This window comes from Actinoplanes octamycinicus, from assembly GCF_014205225.1.
Taxonomy (GTDB): domain Bacteria; phylum Actinomycetota; class Actinomycetes; order Mycobacteriales; family Micromonosporaceae; genus Actinoplanes; species Actinoplanes octamycinicus.
Genome location: NZ_JACHNB010000001.1, coordinates 9,010,694 through 9,031,866, shown reverse-complemented (window position 1 = coordinate 9,031,866; position 21,173 = coordinate 9,010,694). Strand labels below are relative to the sequence as shown.

Annotated in this window: 22 protein-coding genes; 14 read left to right on the top strand and 8 right to left on the bottom strand. The window is 72.9% G+C overall.

Annotated features, from left to right (window positions below; genetic code table 11):
- The first annotated feature begins 11 nt into the window (after positions 1-11).
- On the top strand, positions 12-902 hold the full coding sequence (locus tag BJY16_RS40870; RefSeq protein ID WP_185044881.1) for a LysR family transcriptional regulator: 891 nt from the start codon (positions 12-14) through the stop codon (positions 900-902).
- 210 nt (positions 903-1,112) lie between these two features.
- On the opposite strand, the gene BJY16_RS40865 is transcribed toward BJY16_RS40870, so the two are convergent.
- Entirely contained in the window at positions 1,113-2,552 is a 1,440-nt protein-coding gene (locus BJY16_RS40865) for an alpha/beta hydrolase family protein (protein WP_185044880.1), read from the bottom strand.
- Positions 2,553-2,658: 106 nt separating this feature from the next.
- Positions 2,659-4,554, bottom strand: a complete 1,896-nt coding sequence (locus BJY16_RS40860; protein ID WP_185044879.1) for a phosphatase PAP2 family protein — start codon at positions 4,552-4,554, stop codon at positions 2,659-2,661.
- Between the two features lie 125 nt (positions 4,555-4,679).
- Between BJY16_RS40860 and BJY16_RS48055 the strand changes: the two genes are divergently transcribed.
- From BJY16_RS48055 to BJY16_RS40845, 4 genes are all read left to right on the top strand, one after another.
- Positions 4,680-5,204: an exonuclease/endonuclease/phosphatase family protein gene (locus BJY16_RS48055; protein ID WP_239176619.1), complete on the top strand. Its 525-nt coding sequence runs from the start codon at positions 4,680-4,682 to the stop codon at positions 5,202-5,204.
- The gene (locus BJY16_RS48050; RefSeq protein ID WP_373873412.1) at positions 5,105-5,953 is read left to right on the top strand and encodes a jacalin-like lectin; all 849 of its coding nucleotides are present in this window, start codon (positions 5,105-5,107) and stop codon (positions 5,951-5,953) included. Before BJY16_RS48055 ends, BJY16_RS48050 begins: the two co-directional genes overlap by 100 nt.
- Before the next feature lie 44 nt (positions 5,954-5,997).
- A complete protein-coding gene (locus tag BJY16_RS40850; protein WP_185044878.1) occupies positions 5,998-6,906 on the top strand; it encodes a PrsW family intramembrane metalloprotease in 909 nt (302 codons plus the stop codon).
- Positions 6,907-7,023: 117 nt separating this feature from the next.
- Positions 7,024-8,091, top strand: a complete 1,068-nt coding sequence (locus BJY16_RS40845; protein WP_185044877.1) for a hypothetical protein — start codon at positions 7,024-7,026, stop codon at positions 8,089-8,091.
- A gap of 546 nt (positions 8,092-8,637) precedes the next feature.
- Here the strand turns inward: BJY16_RS40845 and BJY16_RS40840 are convergent.
- Positions 8,638-9,330: a GAF and ANTAR domain-containing protein gene (locus BJY16_RS40840; RefSeq protein ID WP_260418366.1), complete on the bottom strand. Its 693-nt coding sequence runs from the start codon at positions 9,328-9,330 to the stop codon at positions 8,638-8,640.
- A 144-nt stretch (positions 9,331-9,474) separates the two neighbouring features.
- Between BJY16_RS40840 and BJY16_RS40835 the strand changes: the two genes are divergently transcribed.
- Positions 9,475-9,798: an STAS domain-containing protein gene (locus BJY16_RS40835; protein ID WP_185044875.1), complete on the top strand. Its 324-nt coding sequence runs from the start codon at positions 9,475-9,477 to the stop codon at positions 9,796-9,798.
- 178 nt (positions 9,799-9,976) lie between these two features.
- Positions 9,977-10,681, top strand: coding sequence for a GAF and ANTAR domain-containing protein (locus BJY16_RS40830; RefSeq protein WP_185044874.1), 705 nt, complete (start codon positions 9,977-9,979; stop codon positions 10,679-10,681).
- Positions 10,682-10,683: 2 nt separating this feature from the next.
- Here BJY16_RS40830 and BJY16_RS40825 read toward each other — a convergent pair whose 3' ends face one another.
- A complete protein-coding gene (locus tag BJY16_RS40825; protein WP_185044873.1) occupies positions 10,684-11,076 on the bottom strand; it encodes a hypothetical protein in 393 nt (130 codons plus the stop codon).
- 130 nt (positions 11,077-11,206) lie between these two features.
- Here BJY16_RS40825 and BJY16_RS40820 point away from each other — a divergent pair, with 130 nt between their 5' ends.
- The 5 genes from BJY16_RS40820 to BJY16_RS40800 all read left to right on the top strand — a co-directional run bounded on the left by BJY16_RS40820 (position 11,207) and on the right by BJY16_RS40800 (position 14,763).
- On the top strand, positions 11,207-11,902 hold the full coding sequence (locus BJY16_RS40820; protein ID WP_185044872.1) for a dienelactone hydrolase family protein: 696 nt from the start codon (positions 11,207-11,209) through the stop codon (positions 11,900-11,902).
- Between the two features lie 6 nt (positions 11,903-11,908).
- Complete coding sequence (locus BJY16_RS40815) at positions 11,909-12,562, top strand: phosphoribosyltransferase (RefSeq protein ID WP_185044871.1); 654 nt, start codon at positions 11,909-11,911, stop codon at positions 12,560-12,562.
- A 68-nt stretch (positions 12,563-12,630) separates the two neighbouring features.
- Positions 12,631-13,353, top strand: a complete 723-nt coding sequence (locus BJY16_RS40810) for an ABC transporter ATP-binding protein (RefSeq protein WP_185044870.1) — start codon at positions 12,631-12,633, stop codon at positions 13,351-13,353.
- On the top strand, positions 13,350-14,078 hold the full coding sequence (locus BJY16_RS40805; RefSeq protein ID WP_185044869.1) for an ABC transporter permease: 729 nt from the start codon (positions 13,350-13,352) through the stop codon (positions 14,076-14,078). Before BJY16_RS40810 ends, BJY16_RS40805 begins: the two co-directional genes overlap by 4 nt.
- A 52-nt stretch (positions 14,079-14,130) precedes the next feature.
- A complete protein-coding gene (locus BJY16_RS40800; RefSeq protein WP_185044868.1) occupies positions 14,131-14,763 on the top strand; it encodes a TetR/AcrR family transcriptional regulator in 633 nt (210 codons plus the stop codon).
- 39 nt (positions 14,764-14,802) lie between these two features.
- On the opposite strand, the gene BJY16_RS40795 is transcribed toward BJY16_RS40800, so the two are convergent.
- The gene (locus BJY16_RS40795; protein WP_185044867.1) at positions 14,803-15,984 is read right to left on the bottom strand and encodes a methyl-accepting chemotaxis protein; all 1,182 of its coding nucleotides are present in this window, start codon (positions 15,982-15,984) and stop codon (positions 14,803-14,805) included.
- 330 nt (positions 15,985-16,314) lie between these two features.
- Between BJY16_RS40795 and BJY16_RS40790 the strand changes: the two genes are divergently transcribed.
- On the top strand, positions 16,315-16,527 hold the full coding sequence (locus BJY16_RS40790; protein WP_185044866.1) for a hypothetical protein: 213 nt from the start codon (positions 16,315-16,317) through the stop codon (positions 16,525-16,527).
- A gap of 127 nt (positions 16,528-16,654) precedes the next feature.
- Here the strand turns inward: BJY16_RS40790 and BJY16_RS40785 are convergent, their stop codons facing one another.
- Positions 16,655-18,718, bottom strand: a complete 2,064-nt coding sequence (locus BJY16_RS40785) for a sensor histidine kinase (protein WP_239176609.1) — start codon at positions 18,716-18,718, stop codon at positions 16,655-16,657.
- Positions 18,719-19,107: 389 nt separating this feature from the next.
- Here BJY16_RS40785 and BJY16_RS40780 point away from each other — a divergent pair, with 389 nt between their 5' ends.
- A complete protein-coding gene (locus BJY16_RS40780) occupies positions 19,108-19,608 on the top strand; it encodes a molybdenum cofactor biosysynthesis protein (protein WP_185044865.1) in 501 nt (166 codons plus the stop codon).
- Between the two features lie 90 nt (positions 19,609-19,698).
- Here BJY16_RS40780 and BJY16_RS40775 read toward each other — a convergent pair whose 3' ends face one another.
- Together BJY16_RS40775 and BJY16_RS40770 are read right to left on the bottom strand one after the other, a co-directional pair.
- A complete protein-coding gene (locus tag BJY16_RS40775; protein WP_185044864.1) occupies positions 19,699-20,454 on the bottom strand; it encodes an NADPH-dependent F420 reductase in 756 nt (251 codons plus the stop codon).
- 21 nt (positions 20,455-20,475) lie between these two features.
- Positions 20,476-21,111: a TetR/AcrR family transcriptional regulator gene (locus BJY16_RS40770; RefSeq protein WP_185044863.1), complete on the bottom strand. Its 636-nt coding sequence runs from the start codon at positions 21,109-21,111 to the stop codon at positions 20,476-20,478.
- Between the last annotated feature and the right edge of the window lie 62 nt (positions 21,112-21,173).

Here is a 21,173-nt window from a genome sequence, read left to right as displayed (position 1 = left end):
AACGTGTCCGAATGCTGGAGATTCGCCGCCTGATCCTGCTCCGCGAACTCGCCATCCGCGGCACCCTGGCCGCCGTCGCCGAGGCGCTCAACTTCACCCCGTCCGCGGTCTCCCAGCAGCTCAGCCAGCTGGAGCGGGAGACCGGCACGGTGCTGCTGCGCAAGGCCGGCCGCCGGGTCCAGCTGACCCCGCAGGCCGAGGTGCTGGTCGCCTCGGTCGGCGAGGTGCTGGATACCCTGGAGCGGGCCGAGGCACGCCTGCAGGCCGCGGCGACCCGGGTCACCGGCACGGTCCGGGTCGCGGTCTTCCAGTCCGCGGCGCTCGCTTTCATGCCGGCCGCGCTGCGCGCCACGGCCGCTCGTTTTCCCGACGTACGGGTGGAGATGGTGCAACGGGAGCCGGAGGAGGCGCTCCGGGAGACGTGGGCGCGCGACTTCGACATGGTGATCGCGGAGCAGTACCCGGCGCACGCCGCGCCGCACCATCCGGGCCTGGACCGCCGGGACCTGACCACCGACGCGATCCGGCTCGCGCTGCCCGCCGAGGCGGAGTCGCTGCACCCGGTCGACTCGCTCGACTCGGCCCGCCAGATGCCCTGGGTGATGGAGCCGCGCGGGGCCGCGTCCCGGCACTTCGCCGAGCAGCTGTGCCGCCGCGCGGGCTTCGAGCCGGACGTCCGCTACGAGACCGCCGACCTGCAGGCGCACATCCGGCTGGTCGAGTCCGGCAACGCGGTCGCCCTCATCCCGGACCTGGTCTGGGCCGGCCGGCAGACCTCCTGCCGCCTGCTGGAGCTGGCCGGCGCCCCGCGCCGCACCATCTTCACCGCCCAGCGGCTGTCCGGCGCCGAGTCACCGGCCGCCCGAGCCTTCCGCGAGATCCTGGAGCAGACCGTCTACTGACCGCACGCCGGGTGCTGACCCGCCCGCCGAGGCCGGCCTCGGGGTTGGGGTCGGCGGGTCGTGGCCACCCGCGGACGTCGCCCTTGCGGGCTGAGCGTTCTGGACGCGTCAGCGGCCAGCTCAGCCCGGAAGGGTCCCTGGCGGGAGCGACGATCGGTGATCAGCGCGGACCCGAGTCATCCATCTCTTGATCTTGACGGTGTCGGAGAATCAGAAGCGCGGGTTGTAGGAGCCGCAGCTCGGGGCGACGAAGGTGGCGTGGGCGCCGTTGGTGAAGCGGCAGCCGAAGGTGTCCGCGGCGACCGCGCGGCGGTCCAGGATCGCGTCGCCGGCCGGGCGGTGGCCGGTGCGGACCCAGCGGACCAGGTCGTCGAAGCCCTGGGTCAGCTCGGCCTCGGTGAAGTCGCAGTGGCCGACGCCACGGATCGCGCGGGAGACGAACAGGTGGCCGCGGCCGTTGCGGGCGGCGCGCTGGGCGTACTCCTGCTCCATCGAGAACGGCACGAACAGGTCGCCGATGTCGTGCAGGGACAGCACCGGGATGGACGGGGTGCCGTTGACCCGCGGGATGCCGGCCAGGCCCGGGTCGGCGGTGGCGGTTCGCTGCACCCGCAGCACCTCGGCGTTGAGCCGCAGCTCCGGGATGGTCGGCAGCGGACCGTTGGTGAGCCGGTAGTAGGTGTACCGGTTGTCGGTGACGTTGCCCGGCGCGATCCCGCCGGTGCCGCCGGTCAGGCCCGGGTAGACGCCGAACAGGAACGGCAGGTCGTTGAGCGGGGCCAGGGCGGGCGCGGCGTTCCAGTACGCGAACGCCGAGTCGAAGCCGGGCCGGTCGCCGCCGCTGCGCCGCTCCACCGCGTTCGACCACTCCTTGCCGGCGGTGGTCAGCACCGGGGCGGTGCCCGCCTTCACGCCGAGCGCCGGGGCGATCTGGTTCACCTGGGCGCGCCAGGTGGCCGGGAAGTCGGCGGGCAGCATCAGCGGGAAGTCGATCTTCACCTTGGCGAGGGCGGCCGCGGTCACGTTCGCGTCCAGGAAGTAGTCGTAGAGCTTGGTGTCGCCGAGCACCCCGCAGTACGGCATCGCGGCGCTGAACGCCCGCGGGAAGCGCTCGATCGCCACCGCGGTGACCTGCCCGCCCATCGACGCGCCGCTCATGATCACCGAGCGGGCGCGCTTGCCGGTGACCTGCCGGAAGGTCTCGATCATCGCGTACGAGTCGCGGACGCCCTGGCCCACGTCGTACCCGTTGGTGGCGTAGCTGGAGGCGGCCCAGGCGAACCCGGACCTGATGTAGTGCGCGCGCAGCGAGGGGTTGTCGACGTAGACCACGTTGCCGGTGCCGCGGTAGCCGTGCGCGTAGACGACCAGCTGCCCGTTCCACCGGGTGGGCACCTCGACCCGGTAGGCCGCGCCGTCCCGGATGCCGGTCCAGATCCGGGTGAGCGCCGTCCCGGAGGCGTCGGCGAGCGGGGTGAAGGCCGCCCCGGACACGTCGCAGGCCGGGTCGAAGACCAGGTAGCCGGGATGGGTGGTGCTGGGCGCCGGCGCGGCGCACGCCACCGGCGCGGCCGAGGCCGGCGCGGCCGGCGCGGTGACCACGGCCAGCACCACGGCGAGCAGAGCGAGGCATCTCCGGCGCATGGTCATCGTGTTACCTCCCGGACACATGTAATGGCCGGGTATCGACGTTTGTCAAGGCCAACACAGCTTTATGGACTGTGCCGGGGCCCTTTTCCGGGGCCCCGGCACGGTTTCATCGGATCCGTACCGCGATCGTGTCGCCGTGGGTCACCAGCTCGGCGCGCAGACCCGGGGTGGTCACCTCCACCTTCGCGAACCGGCCGCGCAGGTGCCGGGCCCTGAGCACCGGGACGGTGACGCCCTTCGCCGGACGGGTGACGGCGACCCGCACGGTCGCGTTCCCGCCGATGGTGGCGTCGCCGCCGACGGTGAGCGGGACCTTGCCCTTCGGGTCCACCGTGACGGCCAGGACGCCGCCGGTCTGCCGGAAGCCGCCGCGGATCCGGACGCCGTCGACGGCCAGGTCCAGGGTGCCGCCGGTGACGGTCACGTCGCCCTCGCCCAGCGCGGTGGGCGACCCGGCGGTCAGCGTGCCGCGCGCCAGCGTGACCCCGCCGCGGAAGCCGTTGTCGCCGGACAGCTCCAGCGCGCCGGAGCCGAGCTTGACCAGGCCGCCCCGGCCGCCGATGTCGTTGCGCCAGGCGTCGGCGGCGTGGAAGCCACCGCGGGCGGCGTCCAGCGTGACCGCGACGGTCGCGTCGAACGCGCCGTAGCCGTCGGCGGCCGCGAACAGGTTGAGCCGGCCCCACTGCTCCGGGCCGTCCAGGATCGGGTGGCCCGAGGTGAGGCCGGTGGTCCGGAGCACCTCGCGGCGCTGGGCGTCGTCCAGGTAGGGCTGCCGGGTTTCCAGCAGCACCTCGGCGCCGGCCGGGACGGTGACCGGGACCCGCTTGCCGTGCGCGGGTAGGTCGTAGGTGTGCTTGTGCCGGACGAGCGCGGCGTTCGCCCGGCGCTCGGCGGGGCGGTGGGCGTACGCGACGAGGTCCTGGCTCTTGATCTGGGCCTGGAAGTAGTCCCGGGCCTGGGCGCGGGCCTCGGCCTTGAGCGTCGCGGTGGCCGGGTCGCGCAGGATCGCGGCGGCGAGCGCGGTCGCCAGGATCCGGCCGCCGATCACGTCGGCGGGGGAGTGCATGCCGGCCACGATCCGGGTGTGCGCCAGGTCGTAGGCGGTGGTGATCAGCTCCTGGAAGCGCTCCGGGATCGCGTACGCGTAGGCGAGCGCGGCCAGGAACAGCGCGTTGGTATGCCCGGAGACGTAGCCGCCGTCCTCGGCCGGATTGGTGCCGCGCTGCCGGAGCAGGGCCGGGACCACCACGACCGCCGAGTCGTAGACCGGGAAGCCGAACTCGTCCACCGCGCCGGTCGGCGTGACGCTGCTGTCCTCGGCCAGCCGCCACGGGCGCGGGTACTGGAAGGCGAACTTGGCCGGGTTCCCCGACGAGTAGCTGCCGCGCAGCGTGCTGACCAGGGTGGCGACCTTGCCGAGCGGCGAGGTCGGGGAGCCGGCGCCGAGCGCCGAGCCGGCCGGGGCGCCGGCCGGGACCGCGTCGCTGACCGTGGTCGCCGGGGTGGTGGCGGGCGCGCTGGTGATGCCGGTGACCGCGAGCGCGCCGGCCTTGTAGAGGTCGGCGAGCGGGCCCAGGCCGGCGATCACCGAGTAGCTCTGGTGCTGCCGGTCGACGATGAACGCCTTGGCCGCCTCGGCGTCGGTGCGGCGCCGGGTCACCTCGGCGACGTAGCGCACGTTGGCCCGCAGGAACGCCCGGTCCAGGACGGTGCCGGTGTTCCAGGCGGCGCCGGTGGCCCAGACCCGGGAGAAGCCGGAGAGGATCCGCACGGCGGCGTTGGTCTCCGCGGTCAGGTTCGCCGTGACGTTGGTGCGGTAGCTGTCGACGAAGGCCTGGGCCGGCGCGGCGGTTCCCGGGGCGGCGGCTTCCGCGGCGGCTTCGGTGGCGGCGGCTTCCGGAGCGGCTTCCGGAGCGGCGGACGCCGCGGAACGGAGGAGGGCCGGGCCGGCGGCGAGCCCGGCAGCGCCGGCCAGCAAGGTCCGGCGGGAGAGGGAAGACATGGGGTGGAAGTTTTTTCAAGCGTTCCCAACGGGCGGCCAACGGGCGCGATTGTTAACGTGAACATCGAGCTACCGACGAGTAGCCGAGGTTCCCTTCGAGCGGTTCCGCGCCTAGCGTCCGGTTCGTGTTCACGACACGCCTCGCGGTCGCGGCTCTGACAGCCGCCTTCCTCGCCGTCCCCGCCCCCGCGTCCGCCGCGCCCAGCGGATCTTTCAAGGTTCTTTCCTACAACGTAGCCGGACTTCCCGACATCCTGTCCAGCGCCGAGACCGACCGGAAATCCGCCACCACCGCGATCGGCCGGCGGCTCACCGGCTACGACGTGGTCCACGTGCAGGAGGACTTCAACTACCACGCCTACCTGTACGCCGCCGACACGCACGCCCACCGCACGCCGACCAGTGGCGGCGCCGGCATCGGCTCCGGGCTCAACAGCCTCTCCTCGTACGCCTACGACACCGACGACTTCGAGCGCGTCCGGTGGCACTCCTGCCAACTCGACTCCGGTGACTGCCTGACCCTAAGGGCTTCACCTTCAGCCGGGTACGGCTGGCCGAGGGCGTCTACGCCGACTTCTACAACCTGCACACCAACGCCGGCACCAGGGACGGCGACCTGGCCGCCCGGGCCGACAACCTGCGCCAGCTGACCGCGTTCATCGGCGCCCACTCGCAGGGCAACGCGGTGGTCGTGATGGGCGACACCAACACCCGCTACACCCGGGCCGGTGACACCATCGCCGACTTCGTGGCGGCCAACCGGCTCACCGACGCCTGGGTGCAGCTCACGCGCGGCGGGACGCCCCCGGTCAAGGGCAGCGACCCGCTGCTCTGCGCCGAGGACACCTGCGAGGTGGTCGACAAGATCCTCTACCGGAGCAGCAAGTTCCTCACGCTGACCGCGACCTCCTACCACAATGAGCACGCGTCGTTCCTCACCGCCGACGGGCTGACGCTCTCCGACCACGACCCGGTCAGCGCCGGGTTCAGCTGGACCACCAACCCGGCCTACCAGGTCAGCGAGCAGTTCGGCGGGCCGCACGGCGACTACTTCAACGACCTGGACACGCTGGCCACCCCGAGCGCGATCAGCATCCGGGCCGGGTCACGGGTGGACCGGATCGGCACGCACGGCGGGACCGGTGGCACCGCCACGTCGCTGACCCTGGGCAGTGGGGAATATGTGACGAGTGCGTACCTGTGCCGTGGGGTCCACAACTCACACACCCGGATCTTCTACGCCAAGTTCACCACCAACCTGGGCCGCACCCTGGCCGGCGGGACCGCCACCGCGGACTGCGTGACCCGCGATGCGCCGGCCGGCTGGCAGATCGCCGGCTTCCACGGGCGCGCGGGAGACGCGGTGGACAGGCTCGGGTTCCTCTACACCCGGCGCTGAGCGTCACAGTGTGCGTGGCGCCGGGACCGGGGTATCCCGGCGCCATGGACGAAGTCGCCGCACGACCCCGCCGCCACTGGCTGCGGGTCTTCCTCACCGGACTGCTGCTGTGGGTCCTCACGGTGGTGGTCACCCTCGCGACCGGCAACCCCAACCTGATCCCCACGCTGGTGCTGCTCGGCAGCTTCCTGGTCCCGGTCACCTTCGTGCTGTGGGCGTTCGGCCGCCGGCACAGCGGCGAGGTCACCGCCGAGCTGCTGTTCAGCACGTTCGTCACCGGTGGCGTACTCGGCGTGCTGGCCGCCTCGCTGCTGGAGACCTACCTGCTGCATCCGTCGCCGGGCTTCTTCCTCGGCGTCGGGCTGATCGAGGAGGCCGCGAAACTCGCCGCGCTCGCCTTCCTCACCCGCAGGCTCACCCACAAGTACGCCGCCGACGGCCTGGTCCTGGGCGCCTCGGTCGGCTTCGGCTTCGCCGCGTTCGAATCCGCCGGATACGCGTTCACCGCGCTCTTCACCGAGCAGGGCCTGTCACTGACCCAGCTGGTCCAGACCGAGCTGCTGCGTGGCCTGCTCGCCCCGCTCGGCCACGGCCTGTGGACCGCGATCCTGGGCGGCGTGCTCTTCTCCGCCAGCGGCCGCCGGCACTTCGCGCTCACCCGGCGGCTGCTGCTGTCCTACCTGGGCGTCTCGGTGCTGCACGCGCTCTGGGACAGCATGCACAGCATCGCGCTGCTGGTCACCCTGGTGCTGACCGGCACCCCCTACCAGTACGCCCTGCTGGAGCGCGGCTACCAGCCGCAGCCGACCAGCGCCCAGACCCACCTGTTCACCATCCTGTCCTGGGGCGGGCTGCTGGTGATCTCGCTGATCGCCCTGCTCTGGCTGCGGGCCGTCGCCCGCCAGGCGGACCGCGACTCGCCCGCCTTCTGGCGGATCCCGATCACGCACTGACCGGGACCCCCTTTCCGGTACGGCATCCGGCACGTTCCCGGGCTGCGCTCCCGGCCCATCAGGACTACCGTCCGTAGCGGACAGTCGTTTGTCAGCCCTTCCCCGCGAGGTGCGCGCATGAGTGACCGGGCCGAGGACGAGCCAGGGATCGCCTACGGGTTCGGCCGTCACCGTGGTCTCCTGGTCGACCGCAGTGGCATCGAGGAGATCGTCTACGGCCGGGCGCTGCTCTACCTGGAGAAACCGGACGCCGACCTGATCCGCACGCTGGCCCCCCGGCTGTCCGGGGTGATCGTCCAGGAGCCGGTCACGCCGTACGCGCCGGAGGCCCGCGCGCTCTGGTCGCTGCCGGTGCCGGTGCTCACCGGGATCACCGTCGACGACAGCTGGCTCGGCCACGAGGTGATCGTCGACTTCGACGCCGCGACCACCGCCCCGTTCCTGCTCAACGCGGCCGGGCTGCGCCTGCACGCCGAGGTGGCCTCGCTGGCCGAGGCGCAGGAGGCCGGGCACCTCGCCGACGGCTGGGCGCCGCTGCGCGCCGAGGACCTGCGCGCGCTGCCCGCCGCCGAGCGTGACGACCTGTGGCGCTTCCTGTCCGAGTCGGGCCGGCCGCTGCCCGCCATCCGCTACTTCGACGAGCCGGCCGGCGGCCCGCCGGCCGCGTCGTTCGGCCGGCGCGGGGTCCGCTCACTGTCCCCGGAGGCACTGACCTCTTTCGGTACGATCGTCGACCAGTCCCCGGCCGACGACCCGGTCGTGGTGCTGCCCATGGTGGCCGCCCGCGAGGAGATCGCCGCCTTCGCCGCGGCCACCGGCTCCCGCTGGCGGCTGGGCCTGGACGTGGCCACCCCGGCCGCCGCCCTCGGCGTCGCCGACCTGGTCGACGACTGCCACCTGCTGCACGTCAACACCGCCGACCTGGCCCAGCACACCATGGTCTGGGACCGCACCGTCCGCAACGACGTGCTCCTCCCACCCGACCACCTGCCACTCGTCGTCCTCCAACTGGTCGAATGGTCCGTCTCGGTCGCCGGCACCCAGTCCATCCCCTGCCAGGTGGCCCTCGACCTGCGCCCCAGCACCCACCTGCTCGACCAGCTCCGGATGGCCGGCGTCCAGGACCTGACCTGCCCGGCCCCCCTGATCCGCCATTGGCGCCACCTCCTCGACCACACCCCCTGACCGCTACCCGTTCAGTGGTGGCGGCCGGGTGTCGGCCGTTCGCTCGTGGTCGGCCCCCGTTCGCCTGTGGTCGGCCGCTTGCCCGTGGTCGGCCGGTCCCCTGTGGTTGGCCGTTCGTGCGTGGCCGTTCGCCTGTGGTTGGCCGTTCGTGCGTGGCCGTTCGCCTGTGGTCGGCTGTTCGCGCGTGGTCGGCCGTTCGTCGTCGGCCGTCCGCTGGTCCCGGCCGTCCGGCACAGCTGCCGCTCCGGCCGGTCAATGCGGTGTCGGCACGGGTGTCCGGCCACTCGCCAGTCCCCGCCCGCCCAGGGGGAGCCGCCCGAAAGACAGTGTGGCGCGGCAGCGGGATCTTCCGAGGCGGGGCTGTGGACAACGTGCTGATGTGGATGAAGCGCGCCGGGTGAGGAGGAGCCGCGGGGCGGTGCGACGGGACTTGTGGCGGGTGCGGGCGGGACCTTTCCGCGCGTACCGAAGCAGCTGGGAAAAACCCGCTGGCTGCGGGGCTGTCCAGCATCTCGCGCGCTGGGGTGCGCGGCGATCGCCGGCTGACTAGCCGGGTCGCTGGGCGCGCTCGACCAGGTCGGCGGCCACCTCGCGGAGCTTGCGGTTGGACTCCTGCGAGGCCCGGGACAGGATGGTGAACGCCTCGTCGGCGCTGCACCGCCGCTGACCCATGATGATCCCCTTGGCCTGCTCGATCACCGCGCGGCTCTCCATCGCCGTCTGCATGTGCTGGGCCAGGGTCATCGAGGTGTTGTAGAGGTGCGCGTTGGCCAGCGCGACCGCGGCGTAACTGGCGAAGGTCTCGGCGAGCACCACGGCGTCCTCGTCGAAGGCCCGCACCGACTCGGCGTAGATGTTGAGCGCCCCGGCGACCCGCTCCCGGATCGGCAGGCCGACGCTGAGCGCGCAACCCACCCCGGCCTCCCGGGCGTTCGTCTCCCAGCCCGGCCAGCGGCGCTCCCCGGCGACGTCCTCGACGAGCAGCGTGCTCCGCTGCTTGCAGGCGTCCAGGCAGGGGCCGGAGCCGCGTTCGTACTGCCACTTGTCGACCAGGTCGGCGGCCTCGCCGGTGCTGGCCACGGTGTGCGGGCCGCGGTCGCGGATCAGCGTCACGGACACCTCGAAGGCTCCCGGAACCGTCCGTTTAGCCAGGTCGGCGATGGTGGCCAGGACCCCCTCCAGGTCGGTCTCGCCCAGGTTGATCCGGCCGAGCGCGGTGAAGGCGGCCGTGGGATCCATCGGTTCCGGCGTCATGCTCTCCTTTCTTACCCGCTTTCGCGCCGCGCCGGACAGCAATCGGTCCGGCCTCCGTCCGCGCAGTAGGGTGAGGCTGGGTCAAGCCACGTGCCCTAGCCATCGCCAGCCGACGGTAAGGGATGCGCCGTGCCCGCTGATCCGCCTCTGACCGTGTATTTCCGGCAGCTCACCCCGGACTCCGCCGTGGTCCACGCGCACGGCGAGGTGGACGCCGACACCGCGAGCGTGCTGGCCACCGCGCTGGAACACGCCATCGACGCGTACCCGCTGGTCACCTGTGATCTCAGTGGAGTCAGCCACTTCGGCGCGGCCGGGGCGAACGCGATCGCGGCGGCGCAGGGCCGGGGCGCCGAGCGGGGTCATGTGCTGGAGCTGGCCGGGGTGCAGGGTACCGCTCGCGAGGTCCTGCTGATCGCCGGACTCGGTACCGCGCTGCGTATCCCGTGGTGACTTTGGGTATTATCGGCGTCCTGCGGTCGATGTCGGACACCGGCACCGGCCAACCAGCGTCAAGCAGCGGCGCAGGTCCGAGGGCCGTTCCGGCCCTCCGGGCAGCGACACCAGCTCACTCAGCGCGAGTCGTCCGACGGACGGCCTGCCGCTCCGCTGCGGGGAAACACTGACGTTGATGGCGCACGACCCGGCCGACCAAGCCGCGGCCTTCGCGGAACTCGGCCGCATCAAGCTAGGCGAGACCGACCTGAATGGTGTCCTGGACCGGGTCGCCGACCTGGCCCAGCGCACCCTTCCGGGCGCCGAGCAGGTCTCCATCACCCTGATCCGGGACGGCGCCGCGCACACGCCGGCGCACACCGGGGAGATCGCGCTCCAGCTCGACGAGTGGCAGTACCGGCAGGATCGCGGCCCGTCCCTGGAGGCGGCCGCCGCCAAGACCACGATCTCCGTGCCGGACGCCGGCCGGGACGGGCGCTGGGACGGCTGGTCCGAGCTGGCCGCCACCTCCGGCATCGGCAGCATGCTCTCGGTCGGCCTGCCGATCGTGGAGAACGTGACCGGGGCGCTCAACATCTACGGCCGCAGCCCGGGCGCCTTCGACGACGAGGCGATCGCGCTGGCCCAGACCTTCGTCCGGTACGCCGCGGTCGCGCTGGCCAACGCGCACCTCTACGACACCACCGCCACGCTCGCCCAGCACATGCAGGCGGCGATGGAGAGCCGCGCGGTGATCGAGCAGGCCAAGGGGATCATCATGGGCGAGCGGCGGTGCAGCGCCGACGAGGCCTTCGCCATCCTCACCCGGGTCTCCCAGGACACCAACCGCAAGCTCCGGGATGTCGCGGCCGCCCTGGTCGAGCGCACCCAGCGGGGCTGACCTCAGGCGCTGACGTCGAGGCGGTTGCCGTCGCCGCGCTGGGACAGGTACCGCAGCGCCGGCTCCAGATAGCCGGCCACCGGGTTGCGGCCCGGTGCGGCCTGGTCCCACCGCCGGGACAGATCCTTGAGGTACGCCGCCGTCACCTCCTGCCCGGGGGCGAGCCGCCCGCCCGTGCGGTCCGCGGCGATCGCGGCGGCCAGTGAGTTGATCCAGCCGGCGTTCGGCTGGCCGTCCCCGATGCGCTGGCCGGTGGCCTGGTAGATCAGCTCCCGGTCCCGGTCGGTGAGCGAGGCCGCGTCGTCGCGGGCGTTCTGATGGCGTTCCCGGGCGGACGGCCGGACCGGGGTCACCGTGGACGGCTGCTGGGTGCGGTTCAGCCGCGAAACGGACATCGGGGGTCAACCTCCTGGGCACTCGTCCTCCTCCAGATCGGCTGGCCACCGGGCCACCTGAGGACGCGTACGGTGGGAACTGTCTCCCCGGAATGCACGCCCCGCCATGGTCGAGCAGAAAGGGACGGACATGACGACCTGGACCACTACGGAACGGATCACTCTCGGCGAGGTCAGCCTGGAGGGCGACCTCACCCTCGCCGAGCACGCCTCGGGTGTGGTCCTCTTCGCGCACGGCAGCGGCAGCTCCCGGCACAGTCCCCGCAACCAGTTCGTCGCCCGCGAGCTGAACCGGCGCGGGTTCGCCACCCTGCTGGCCGATCTGCTCGCGCCGGAGGAGGACACCCGGGCCCGGCGCTTCGACGTCGGGCTGCTCGCCGACCGGCTGGTCGGCCTGGTCGACTGGCTCGGCGTGCAGCCGGCCACCGCGGGGCTGCCGCTCGGCCTGTTCGGCGCCAGCACCGGGGCGGCGGCCGCGCTGCTCGCCGCGGCCGCCCGGCCGGACAGCGTGCGCACCGTGGTGTCCCGCGGCGGCCGCCCGGACCTGGCCGGACCGGGCCTGATCGAGGTCCGGGTGCCGACCCTGCTGATCGTCGGCGAGCGGGACGACGAGGTGCTGGAGCTCAACGAGGAAGCCCGGAACACCATGCGGGCGCACGCCGAGCTGCGGATCATCCCGTCCGCCACCCACCTGTTCGAGGAGCCGGGGACGCTGGAGACGGTGGCCGAGGAGGCGGGGGAGTGGTTCGCCGCGTTCCTCACCTCGGTGCCGCCGCGCCGGCACCCGGCTCTCGACCACGTCGCCACCGCCCGCCGCTGGGGGTGATTTCTCGTGATTTTTGCTGACCGGGCCGAGGCCGGCCGCGCGCTGGCGGACCGGGTGGCCGAGGTGATCGGCGCCCCGGGCGACCGGCCGCTCGTGCTGGCACTGCCGCGCGGCGGCCTGCCGGTCGCCGCGCCGGTCGCCGAGCGGCTCGGCGCCGACCTGGACATCGTGGTGGCCCGCAAACTGGGCGCGCCCGGCCACCCGGAGTTCGGCCTGGGCGCCATCGCCGAGGACGGTCCGCCGGTCTACGACCAGGGCAATCTCCGGTACGCCGGGGTCACCGAGCAGGACCTGGCCGGGACCCTCGCCGCCGAGCGGGCGGAACTCGCCCGGCGGGTGCGCCGTTACCGGGGGAGCCGCCCGGCGCCCCCGGTCACCGGGCGGGTGGTCGTCCTGGTCGACGACGGGCTGGCCACCGGGGTGACCGCGCACGCCGCGCTGCGCTGGATCAACGGGCGCGACCCGGACCGGGTGCTGCTCGCCGTGCCGGTCTGCGCGCCGCCGGCCCGGGACCTGCTGGCCCCGGAGACCGACCGGGTGGTCTGCCTGAGCGCGCCGCCCGAGTTTTTCGCCGTGGGCCGCTGGTACCGCGACTTCGGCCAGCTCACCGACGAGGACGTGGACGCCGTGCTGCAGCGATTTCATCATGCGTTGAAATAGTCACTCGACCCGCTCCGGGAATTCATTTACCGTTGAGTTCAACACTTGATGAGTTCCCGGGAGGAACCATGGACACCGCGATCGAGGTCTCCGGCCTCGTCGTCACCCGTGGGAAGCGGACGGTCCTCGACCACTTCTCCTGCACCGTCCCGCGCGGCAGCGTCACCGGCCTGCTCGGCCCGAGCGGCAGCGGCAAGACCACGCTGATGCGGGCCGTCGTCGGCGTCCAGGTGGTCGCCGGCGGCACCGTCACCGTGCTCGGCAGCCCGGCCGGCTCGCCCGCGCTGCGCAGCCGGATCGGCTACCTCACCCAGGCGCCCAGCGTCTACGCCGACCTGACCGTCCGGGAGAACGCGCGCTACTTCGCGTCCCTCTACCGGCTCGGCAAGGACGCGGCCGACCAGGCGATCGAGACCGTCGGGCTGACCGGTGCGGCCGGCCAGCTGGTCAGCGACCTGTCCGGCGGGCAGCGCAGCCGGGCCTCGCTGGCCTGCGCCATCGTCAGCCGGCCGGAGCTGCTGGTGCTCGACGAGCCGACCGTCGGGCAGGACCCGGTGCTGCGCGACGAGCTGTGGGCGCACTTCCGGCGGATGGCCGCCGACGGCGCCACCGTGCTGGTCTCCAGCCACGTGATGGACGAGGCGAACCGGTGCGACCGGCTGCTGCTGATCCGCGACGGGCTGCTGATCGCCGACGACACCCCGGCCGCGGTGAAGGCGGCGGCCGGCACCGACGACCTGGACCAGGCCTTCCTCAACCTGATCCGCAAGCACGAGGCGGTGGCGGCATGATCCTGCTGAGCACGATCAAGCGGATCCTCACCCAGCTGCGGCACGACCCGCGCACCATCGCGCTGATCGTCGTGGTGCCGACCCTGCTGATCACCCTGATCTACTTCATGTACGACGGCCAGCCCCGCGTCTTCGACCGGATCGCGCTCACCATGCTCGGGGTCTTCCCGTTCATCGTGATGTTCCTGATCACCTCGATCGCGATGCTCCGCGAGCGCACCACCGGCACCCTGGAGCGGCTGTTCACCACGCCGGTCGGCAAGCTCGACCTGCTGTTCGGGTACGGGATCGCGTTCGGCCTGGCCGCCGCGGTGCAGGCGACGTTCGCGGCCGGCTTCGCCTACTGGGTGCTCGACATGCAGACCGCCGGTGCGGTCCAGCTGGTCGTGCTGATCGCCGTGGCCAACGCGGTGCTCGGCGTGGCGCTCGGCCTGCTGTGCAGCGCGTTCGCCCGGACCGAGTTCCAGGCGGTGCAGTTCATGCCGCTGGTGGTGGCGCCGCAGCTGTTCCTCTGTGGGCTGTTCGTGCCGCGCGAGGCGATGGTCGGCTGGCTGCAGGCGGTCAGCGACGTGCTGCCGATGTCCTACTCGGTGCAGGCGCTCAACGAGGTCGGCATGCACGCCGAGCCGACCGGCACGATGTGGCGGGACCTGGCGATCGTGCTGGGCGCGGTGCTCGTCGCACTCGCGGTGGGTGCCGCCACGCTGCGGCGGAGGACGGCATGATTTGGTACGACCGGTAGCGCGCGTTGGTCGTACGGGAAAAGGGGTCTTGGTGATGGCACGGCGGACCGGGCGGCGGCCCGGCAACCCGGACACCCGCGAGTCCATCCTCGACGCCGCGCGGGCGGCGTTCGCGGACAAGGGCTACGACGGGGCGTCGATCCGGGCCATCGCGACCAGCGCCGGGGTCGACCCGGCGCTGGTGCACCACTACTTCGGGACCAAGGACAAGCTGTTCCTGGCCGCCATGCAGGCCCCGATGGACCCGCTCGACGTGCTCGACGCGGCCACCGAGGGGGACCGTGACGAGGTGGGCGCCCGGTTCGTCCGGGTGTTCCTGCGGATCTGGGACGGGCCGGGCGGGGCGGCCGGGGTGGCGCTGCTGCGGTCCGCGGTCGGCACCGAGTGGACCGCGAAGCTGTTCCGCGAGTTCGTGGTCAGCCAGATCCTGCGCCGGGCGGTGCCCCGGCTCGGCCTGGACGAGGCCGAGGGCCGGCTGCGGGTCAGCCTGGCCGCCAGCCACATGGCCGGGATCGCCCTGGCCCGCTACGTGATCAAGGTGGAGCCGCTGGCCTCGGCGCCGGCCGAGGCGATCGTGGCGGCCGTCGGGCCGGCCGTCCAGCGGTACCTGCTGGAGCCGCTGCCCGGGGTCTTCGACCTCGCCGAGAGCGCCACCCCGCCGGCGTAGCGGCGGCTCACCCGAGCGCCGGCTCACTCGATCGGCGGCCTACTCGTCGGCGCCGAGGCTGGTCAGGTAGCTGTCGATCTGGTTGCGGGTCGGCGCGGCCAGGTCCTGGAACTGCAGGCCGAGCTCGATCAGGTCGTCGCGCGGGGTGCGGCGCATCACCTTGGCCTGGGCGGTGCCGCTCAGGCCGTTGAAGGTGAACTCGGTGCGGATCAGGTCGCCGACCGCGACCGGGACGTCGGCCGGCAGGGTGCAGCCCAGGCCGTCCGAGCTGAGGTCGACCATCTGGGCGGTGATCGGCTGCGGGCGGGCCGGGACCATCAGCCGGACCGTGCCCTCGATGGCCAGCCGGTCGTGCCGGCGGCGTTCCAGCCGCTCCGCCACATCGGACAGGTCGCCGATCTGCGCCATCGTCGCGTCGACGCTCCGGTGCAGCTGCACCACGATGTCGTGCTGCCGGTCGGCGATCGCGTCCAGCTGCCGCATCGCGTCCTCGATGTCCCCGACGTCGTGGATGATCGCGCTGAGCGTCTGGCCCATCTGCGCGACGTCCGCCTCCAGCGCCGCGATCGTGCTGGTGATCTGCTCGGTCGAGTCCGCCGTGGTGTCGGCCAGGCTTTTCACCTCGTCGGCCACCACCGCGAAGCCGCTGCCCGCCGCGCCCGCCCGGACCGCCTCGATCGTCGCGTTCAGGGCGAGCAACCGGGTCTGCGAGGCGATCCCGGAGATCACGCTGGCGATCCCGGCGACCTGGCGCAGGCTCGCGTTCAGCGCGGTGGCCGCCTCGTCCGCGCTGTGCGCCCGCCGGACCAGCGCGGCGGCCGCCTCGTTGGTGAGCGAGACCCCCTCGTGGGTGGCGGCCGCGGCGTCCCGGGCCGCGCCGACCTGCACCACCACGTCCTCGAGTTTGCCGCCGATCACCGCGGCGGTGCTGTCGATCGCCTCCTTGGCCCGCCGCCGCAACGTCTGCTGCTGCTGTTTCTGCTGCAACGCGGTGGACTGCACCTGGGCCGCCCGGTCCTCCTGCAGCTGCGCCAGCTCGGTGTCCCGGCTCCGCAGTGACTCGGACAGCTCGGCGATGACCCGCCGGGCGTCGGCCAGCGTCGCCGGGCCGCCCGGGGTGTCAGCCGCTGCGGCGGTGGGGCTCGCCCGCTGCCGGACGTAGAACGCCGCCCCGGCAGCCGCCAGGACCAGGACACCGACCAGGACCAGCCACACCGGCATCACACCAGCAGGTCAGCGCCGCGCCCGGCGGTGGTGTGGCCGGGCTGTGCGGTGCTCTGGAAGCCGGGATTCGCCGATCGGCTCACGGTCCCTCCCGCCCTGGCTCGGAATGCGAAGACTTTTCCGACGCTACCTGACCGAACTGTCCCCGGTATGTGGTTTGCACGCCCCGCTGGGCAGACGGTGGCGCTGTCGCGCGCCTTCTCGGTCGCTCCTCGGAGTGACCGGTGAGAGGGGCTCCGGGTGGCAGGGAAGAGAGGTGTGGGGAATTCCTCAGGTTGCCGGATGGCGGCCGATGGTCGGGGCCTTCGAAACGATCAAGGAGTGGGGATGAGCATCAGCATCGGTACCTCGACGACGTCGTCCGCCTGGGAGACGCACGCGGCCTGGTTGCGGTTGCGGGAGGACTGCCAGCAGCTCATCGAGCATGTCCGGGAGGGGGTGCCCCGGCCGGAACGGGAAGACGACCGGATCGGGGTGCTGGAGAGCCGGGACGCGATCGCCCGGCTGGACCACGGCAGCGCGGTCAACATCCTGGTCTAGGCCGGGCGGCGCGAGCGGGGAGGAGGCCGGCGCGAGCAGGACGGGACAACACGAGCGGGAAGAAAGCGGCGGCTGCGGGAGCAAGGCCGGGCGGCAGCGGGGATCGGACCGGGAGGGAGGGGCGGGATCAGGCGCGGGAGAGAACCGGGTGGGTCGGAGCGGGGGACGGTGCGGCGGCCGGAAGGGTGAAGGTGAAGCAGGAGCCGCCGCCCGGATTGTCCGAGGCGGCGATGTGACCGCCGTGCCGTTCCACGATGCGTTGGCAGATGGCCAGGCCGAGACCGGTGCCGAGGTAGCCGCCGGTGGTGTGCGCACGGTGGAAGTTCCCGAAGATCGCCTCGTGCTGCCCCTCCGGGATGCCGATGCCGTTGTCGGCGATCCGCACCGTCACCATGCCGGCGTCGGCCGCGGCCGAGTCCGCCGGCGAGCCGTCCGCGGTGATCCGCAGCGCCGGGGTGACCCCGGGCGCGGTGTACTTGACGGCGTTGCCGATCAGATTGTCGATCAGCTGGCGGACCAGGATCGGATCCGCCTGCACCGCCGGCAGCCGGCCGACGTCGAAGACCGGTTCCGGTTTCCCGGCGGCCACCGCGGCGTCCGTCCGGGCCAGGCAGATGTCGGCGACCACCTCGCCCAGGTCGACCCGGGCCGGCGCCACGGCCGCCTCCCGCGCGGTCGTGTAGGCCAGCAGCCCGTCGATCAGCCCGCGCATCCGGGTGGACGCCCGCAGCAGCCGGGCCAGATAGCCGAGCGCCTCGTCGAGACCGGCGTGCTCCGGCACGTCGCTGAGCGCGTCCTGCGCCGCCGTCGTCCAGCCCTCGATGCTGGCGAGCGGGTTGAGCAGGTCGTGCGCCACCACCCCGGCGAAGTTGGTGAGCTCGTCGCGGTGCCGGCGCTCCGCGGTGACGTCGTGGAAGAGCACCACCGCGCTGCGCGTGCCGTCCGGGTGCCGCAACGGCGTGGCGGTCACCCGGAGCACCCGGCCGTCCGGCACCGCCGGGTTCCGGACCAGCACGTCCACCCCGGGCACGTCCTCACCGGCGAGCGCCGGCAGGTAGGGCGGCTCGGCGTACCGGGTGCCGTCCAGGCGGTGCAGGCCCTGCCAGCCGGAGGCGCTGCCGAGCAGGTCGACCACGGCCGGATTGTGCAGGGTGACCCGGCCGTCCGGGGCGACCACGGCGAGCCCGTCGGCCATCGAGTCGATGATCGCGGTGAGCAGGTCGGCGTGGTGGGCCGCCTGCCGGCGCTGCGCCTCCAGTTCCGCCTTCTCCTCGGCGAGCGCGGCCAGCAGCTCCCGCCGTTCGTCGCGGGCCAGTGACAGCGACAGCCCGACCAGGGTGACCAGGACACAGAACAGCTGCACGATCACCGCCCGCCGGCTGACGTCGCCGACCTGCGCGAACGGCCCGGAGCCGAGCAGCGTGTACTGGATCGCGACGAGACTGACCACCAGCGTGTGCAGCAGCACCCACGGGGTGCGCAGCCGGGTGCCGACCAGGACCGTGAAGCCGAGGAGCGCGAACGACAGCGGGAGTTTGTGTTCGTACGCGAAAGCGGCGGTCTGCCCGATGAAGCTCACCGTGAGGATCCCCGCGGTCTCCGCCCTCCGCCAGCGTGCCTCGCGCCGCGGCCGGTGGCGTCCGGCGAGCGCCGCGCCGACGCAGATCCCGACCGCCCCGAAGATCAGGATGCTGGCCATGTGCCGGGCCAGCGACATCACCGACAGTGCCACCGGGATCGAGCCGGTGACCAGCCAGCGGCCCAGCAGGCTGGCGAGGTTCGCGCCGACGCTGCAGGCCAGTCCGGCGCCGAACAGCGCCCACAGGTCGCGCGGCGAGCGCAGGCAGTCGGTGCCGCCGGCGCCCCACAGGGTCGGTCGCAGCCGGCGCAGCGTCCACCGGAAGATCCCGACCTGGATCAGGCCGACCAGTCCGGCGACCACGCCGACCGCCGGGGGTGCGCCGGTCCACCAGTTCCCGACGCCGAGGATCACCGCGAGCAGCAGCATGTCCAGGTGGCGGGTGGGCGCGTCGCGGATCGCGCAGTACCAGACGACCGCGACGCCGGCCGCCGGCCAGACCAGGCTGACGCCGTCGTCGACCATCGCGGTCCGTCGTCCGGCGTAGACCGCGGCGGCGTACAGAAGGGCGAAGAACGCGGTCCGGGCCAGTGACCGCGGGTAGCCGATCAACGCCGTCTCCCTCCGACCTGTTCCTATCGGCCGGGTTCCCCACACTCTGAGCGGATGCGCCGTATTCAGCGTCAGTCTGCAAGATCAAATTCACGGGCCGGCTGACTCGGATCCGCGCTGATCACTGATCGTCGCTCCCGCCAGGGACCCTTCCGGGCCGAGCTGGCCGCTGCGCGTCCAGAACGCTCAGCCCTCCAGGGCGACGCCCGTGGCCGGTCACGATCGCCAACCCCAAACCCGAGAGCGGCTGAACCTCGCCCGCCTCGCCCGGAGCTGTCCAGCTCGCCAACCGGACAGAAGCCGGTCCCCGGCCACCCGCTGAACAACAACGCGGGTCGATCAAGACTCCGACCAACCCGCGATCACCACCGGTCACCTAGTTTTGCCGGGTGGAGATCGTGGAGTTGCTGGCGTCGCCGGTGCATCGGTTCGAGGGGCGGCCCCAGGACGGGCCGGGGGCGGCGCCGGACGGCGAGCTGGTGCGGGAGGTCCGGGTGCGGGCCGGGATGGGGATCGTGGGGGATCGGTACTTCAATCATCCGGCGCATCGGGATGCGTCGATCACCGTGATCGCACGGGAGTCCTTGCCGGCCGGCGTCGGGCTGGCCCAGGTGCGGCGCAACGTGCTCGTGGCCGGACTGGTCGTCGGCGAGCGGACGGTGGACGACCTGGTCGGGTCGGTGCTCGTGCTGGACTCCGGGGACGGGCCGGTGCGGCTGGCGGTGCGCCGGGCGGCCAACCCGTGCGCGTGGATGGACGTGACCGTCGGGCCGGGGGCGATGAAGGCGTTACGCCGCCGTGGCGGGGTGCGGTGCGTGCCGCTGGACGACGGCGTGCTGCGCGTCGGTGCGCTGGTCGCGACCGTGGAGGCGGCTTCGGTCGTACCGTAAGCGGTGGTGACGGGCCCCTGGAGTGCGCCGCCCTGGCCGAGGCGATCGAGGCGGCCCGCGCCCACCCGACGGCCTGGCGCGAGCGGGTCGTCAGTGGATGGTGGCCAGGGCTTCGGCCAGGACGTCCTTGGCGTCCTGGACGTCCACCTCGCGCATCTGCAGCGGGCCGCCGGTCTCGGTGAGCCGGGCCGCTTCCGGGCCGCCGGCGAAGAACGGGGCGAAGCCCAGCTCCTGGATGATCCGGCAGGCCGCCTCGCGGGCGTCGCGCTGGTCGGTGCAGACGTACTCGGCGAGCAGCGGGTCGTGGCCGCGCCGGCGGTCGAGGACGTCGGTGGAGATGGTGTTGAACGCCTTCACCCAGTGGATGTCCGGTGCCCAGGAGATCAGCGTCTCGAAGCCGCTCTTGCTGGAGGCGCCCATCGCCGGGCTGGTGCCGGGCGCGGCCGGCACCCGGACGAACGCCGGGATCTCCAGCGCGGACGGGAAACCGGGGGCGAACGCGCCGAGCCCGCCCGGGCCGGGTGCGTCCGGCTGCGCGCCGAGCGGCGGCGGGGCCGGCGTGGTCAGCGGGTTGGTGGCGTCGATGACCACCTTCCCGGAGAGCGCGTCGTGCGCGAGGTCGACGGCCTCGTGGGCCGACTCCCAGTTCGGCGCGAAGAACGCGATCTCGCCGAAGGCGGCCGCCTCCGGGATCGACATCGCCCGGATGTGCCCGTCGCCGTGCTCGACCAGGTCGGTCAGCCGGTCCGGATGCCGCGAGGTGACCGCCACGTCGTGCCCACTCTCGGCGCACCACGTGGCCAGCGTGCCGCCCAGCTGCCCTGCCCCAATGACCCCGATACGCATGACCTCAGGGTGCCCCGCCGATCACGGCTGCGAGGGGGGAACCACGAAACCAGGAACCGGGAGATCGCCGTAGAGCATCCGCAGCTCGACCGTGACCAGGTCGTCGACCAGCGCCTCCGGGTCGGCCGCGGCGGCGAACGCGGCGGTCCGCAGGTCGTCGACGAGCGCGGCGAGCACCCGGGGCGCCGGGCCGTCGGGGGCCAGGCCGGCCGCCCGGTCCCGCTCGATCCGGGCGGCGAGCCGGGCCACGTGCGCCTCGCGCAGCCCGGCCCGCCACTGCGCGATGGGTGGGCAGCCGGGTGCGGCGGCGAGCGCCCCGGCGATCAGCCGGCCCTGGTCGCGCCAGAGCGCGGCGAGCGCGGTCAGGGACGCGCGCAGCGCGGGCACGTCCGGCCCGGTGCCGGCCAGCCACGGCTCGCTGTCCCGGCCCAGCTCGCCGGCCAGCCCGTGCAGCAGCGCGACCACGACGGCCAGTTTCGAGTCGAAGTAGAAGTAGAAGCTGGACCGGGAGATCTGCGCCCCGGCGGCCAGCTCGTCGATCGTGATGTCGGCCAGCGGCTTGTCGGCCAGCAGCCGGCGAGCGGTTTCCAGGATCGCCCGTTCGCGCAGGTCACCCTTGCTGGGGCCGCGCCGGCGGCCGGCCGGAACCGTCGTCATGGCGATCACAGTAACGCGGCGTCGAGTTTTTCGACATACTGTCGATTACCAACGACGACCTG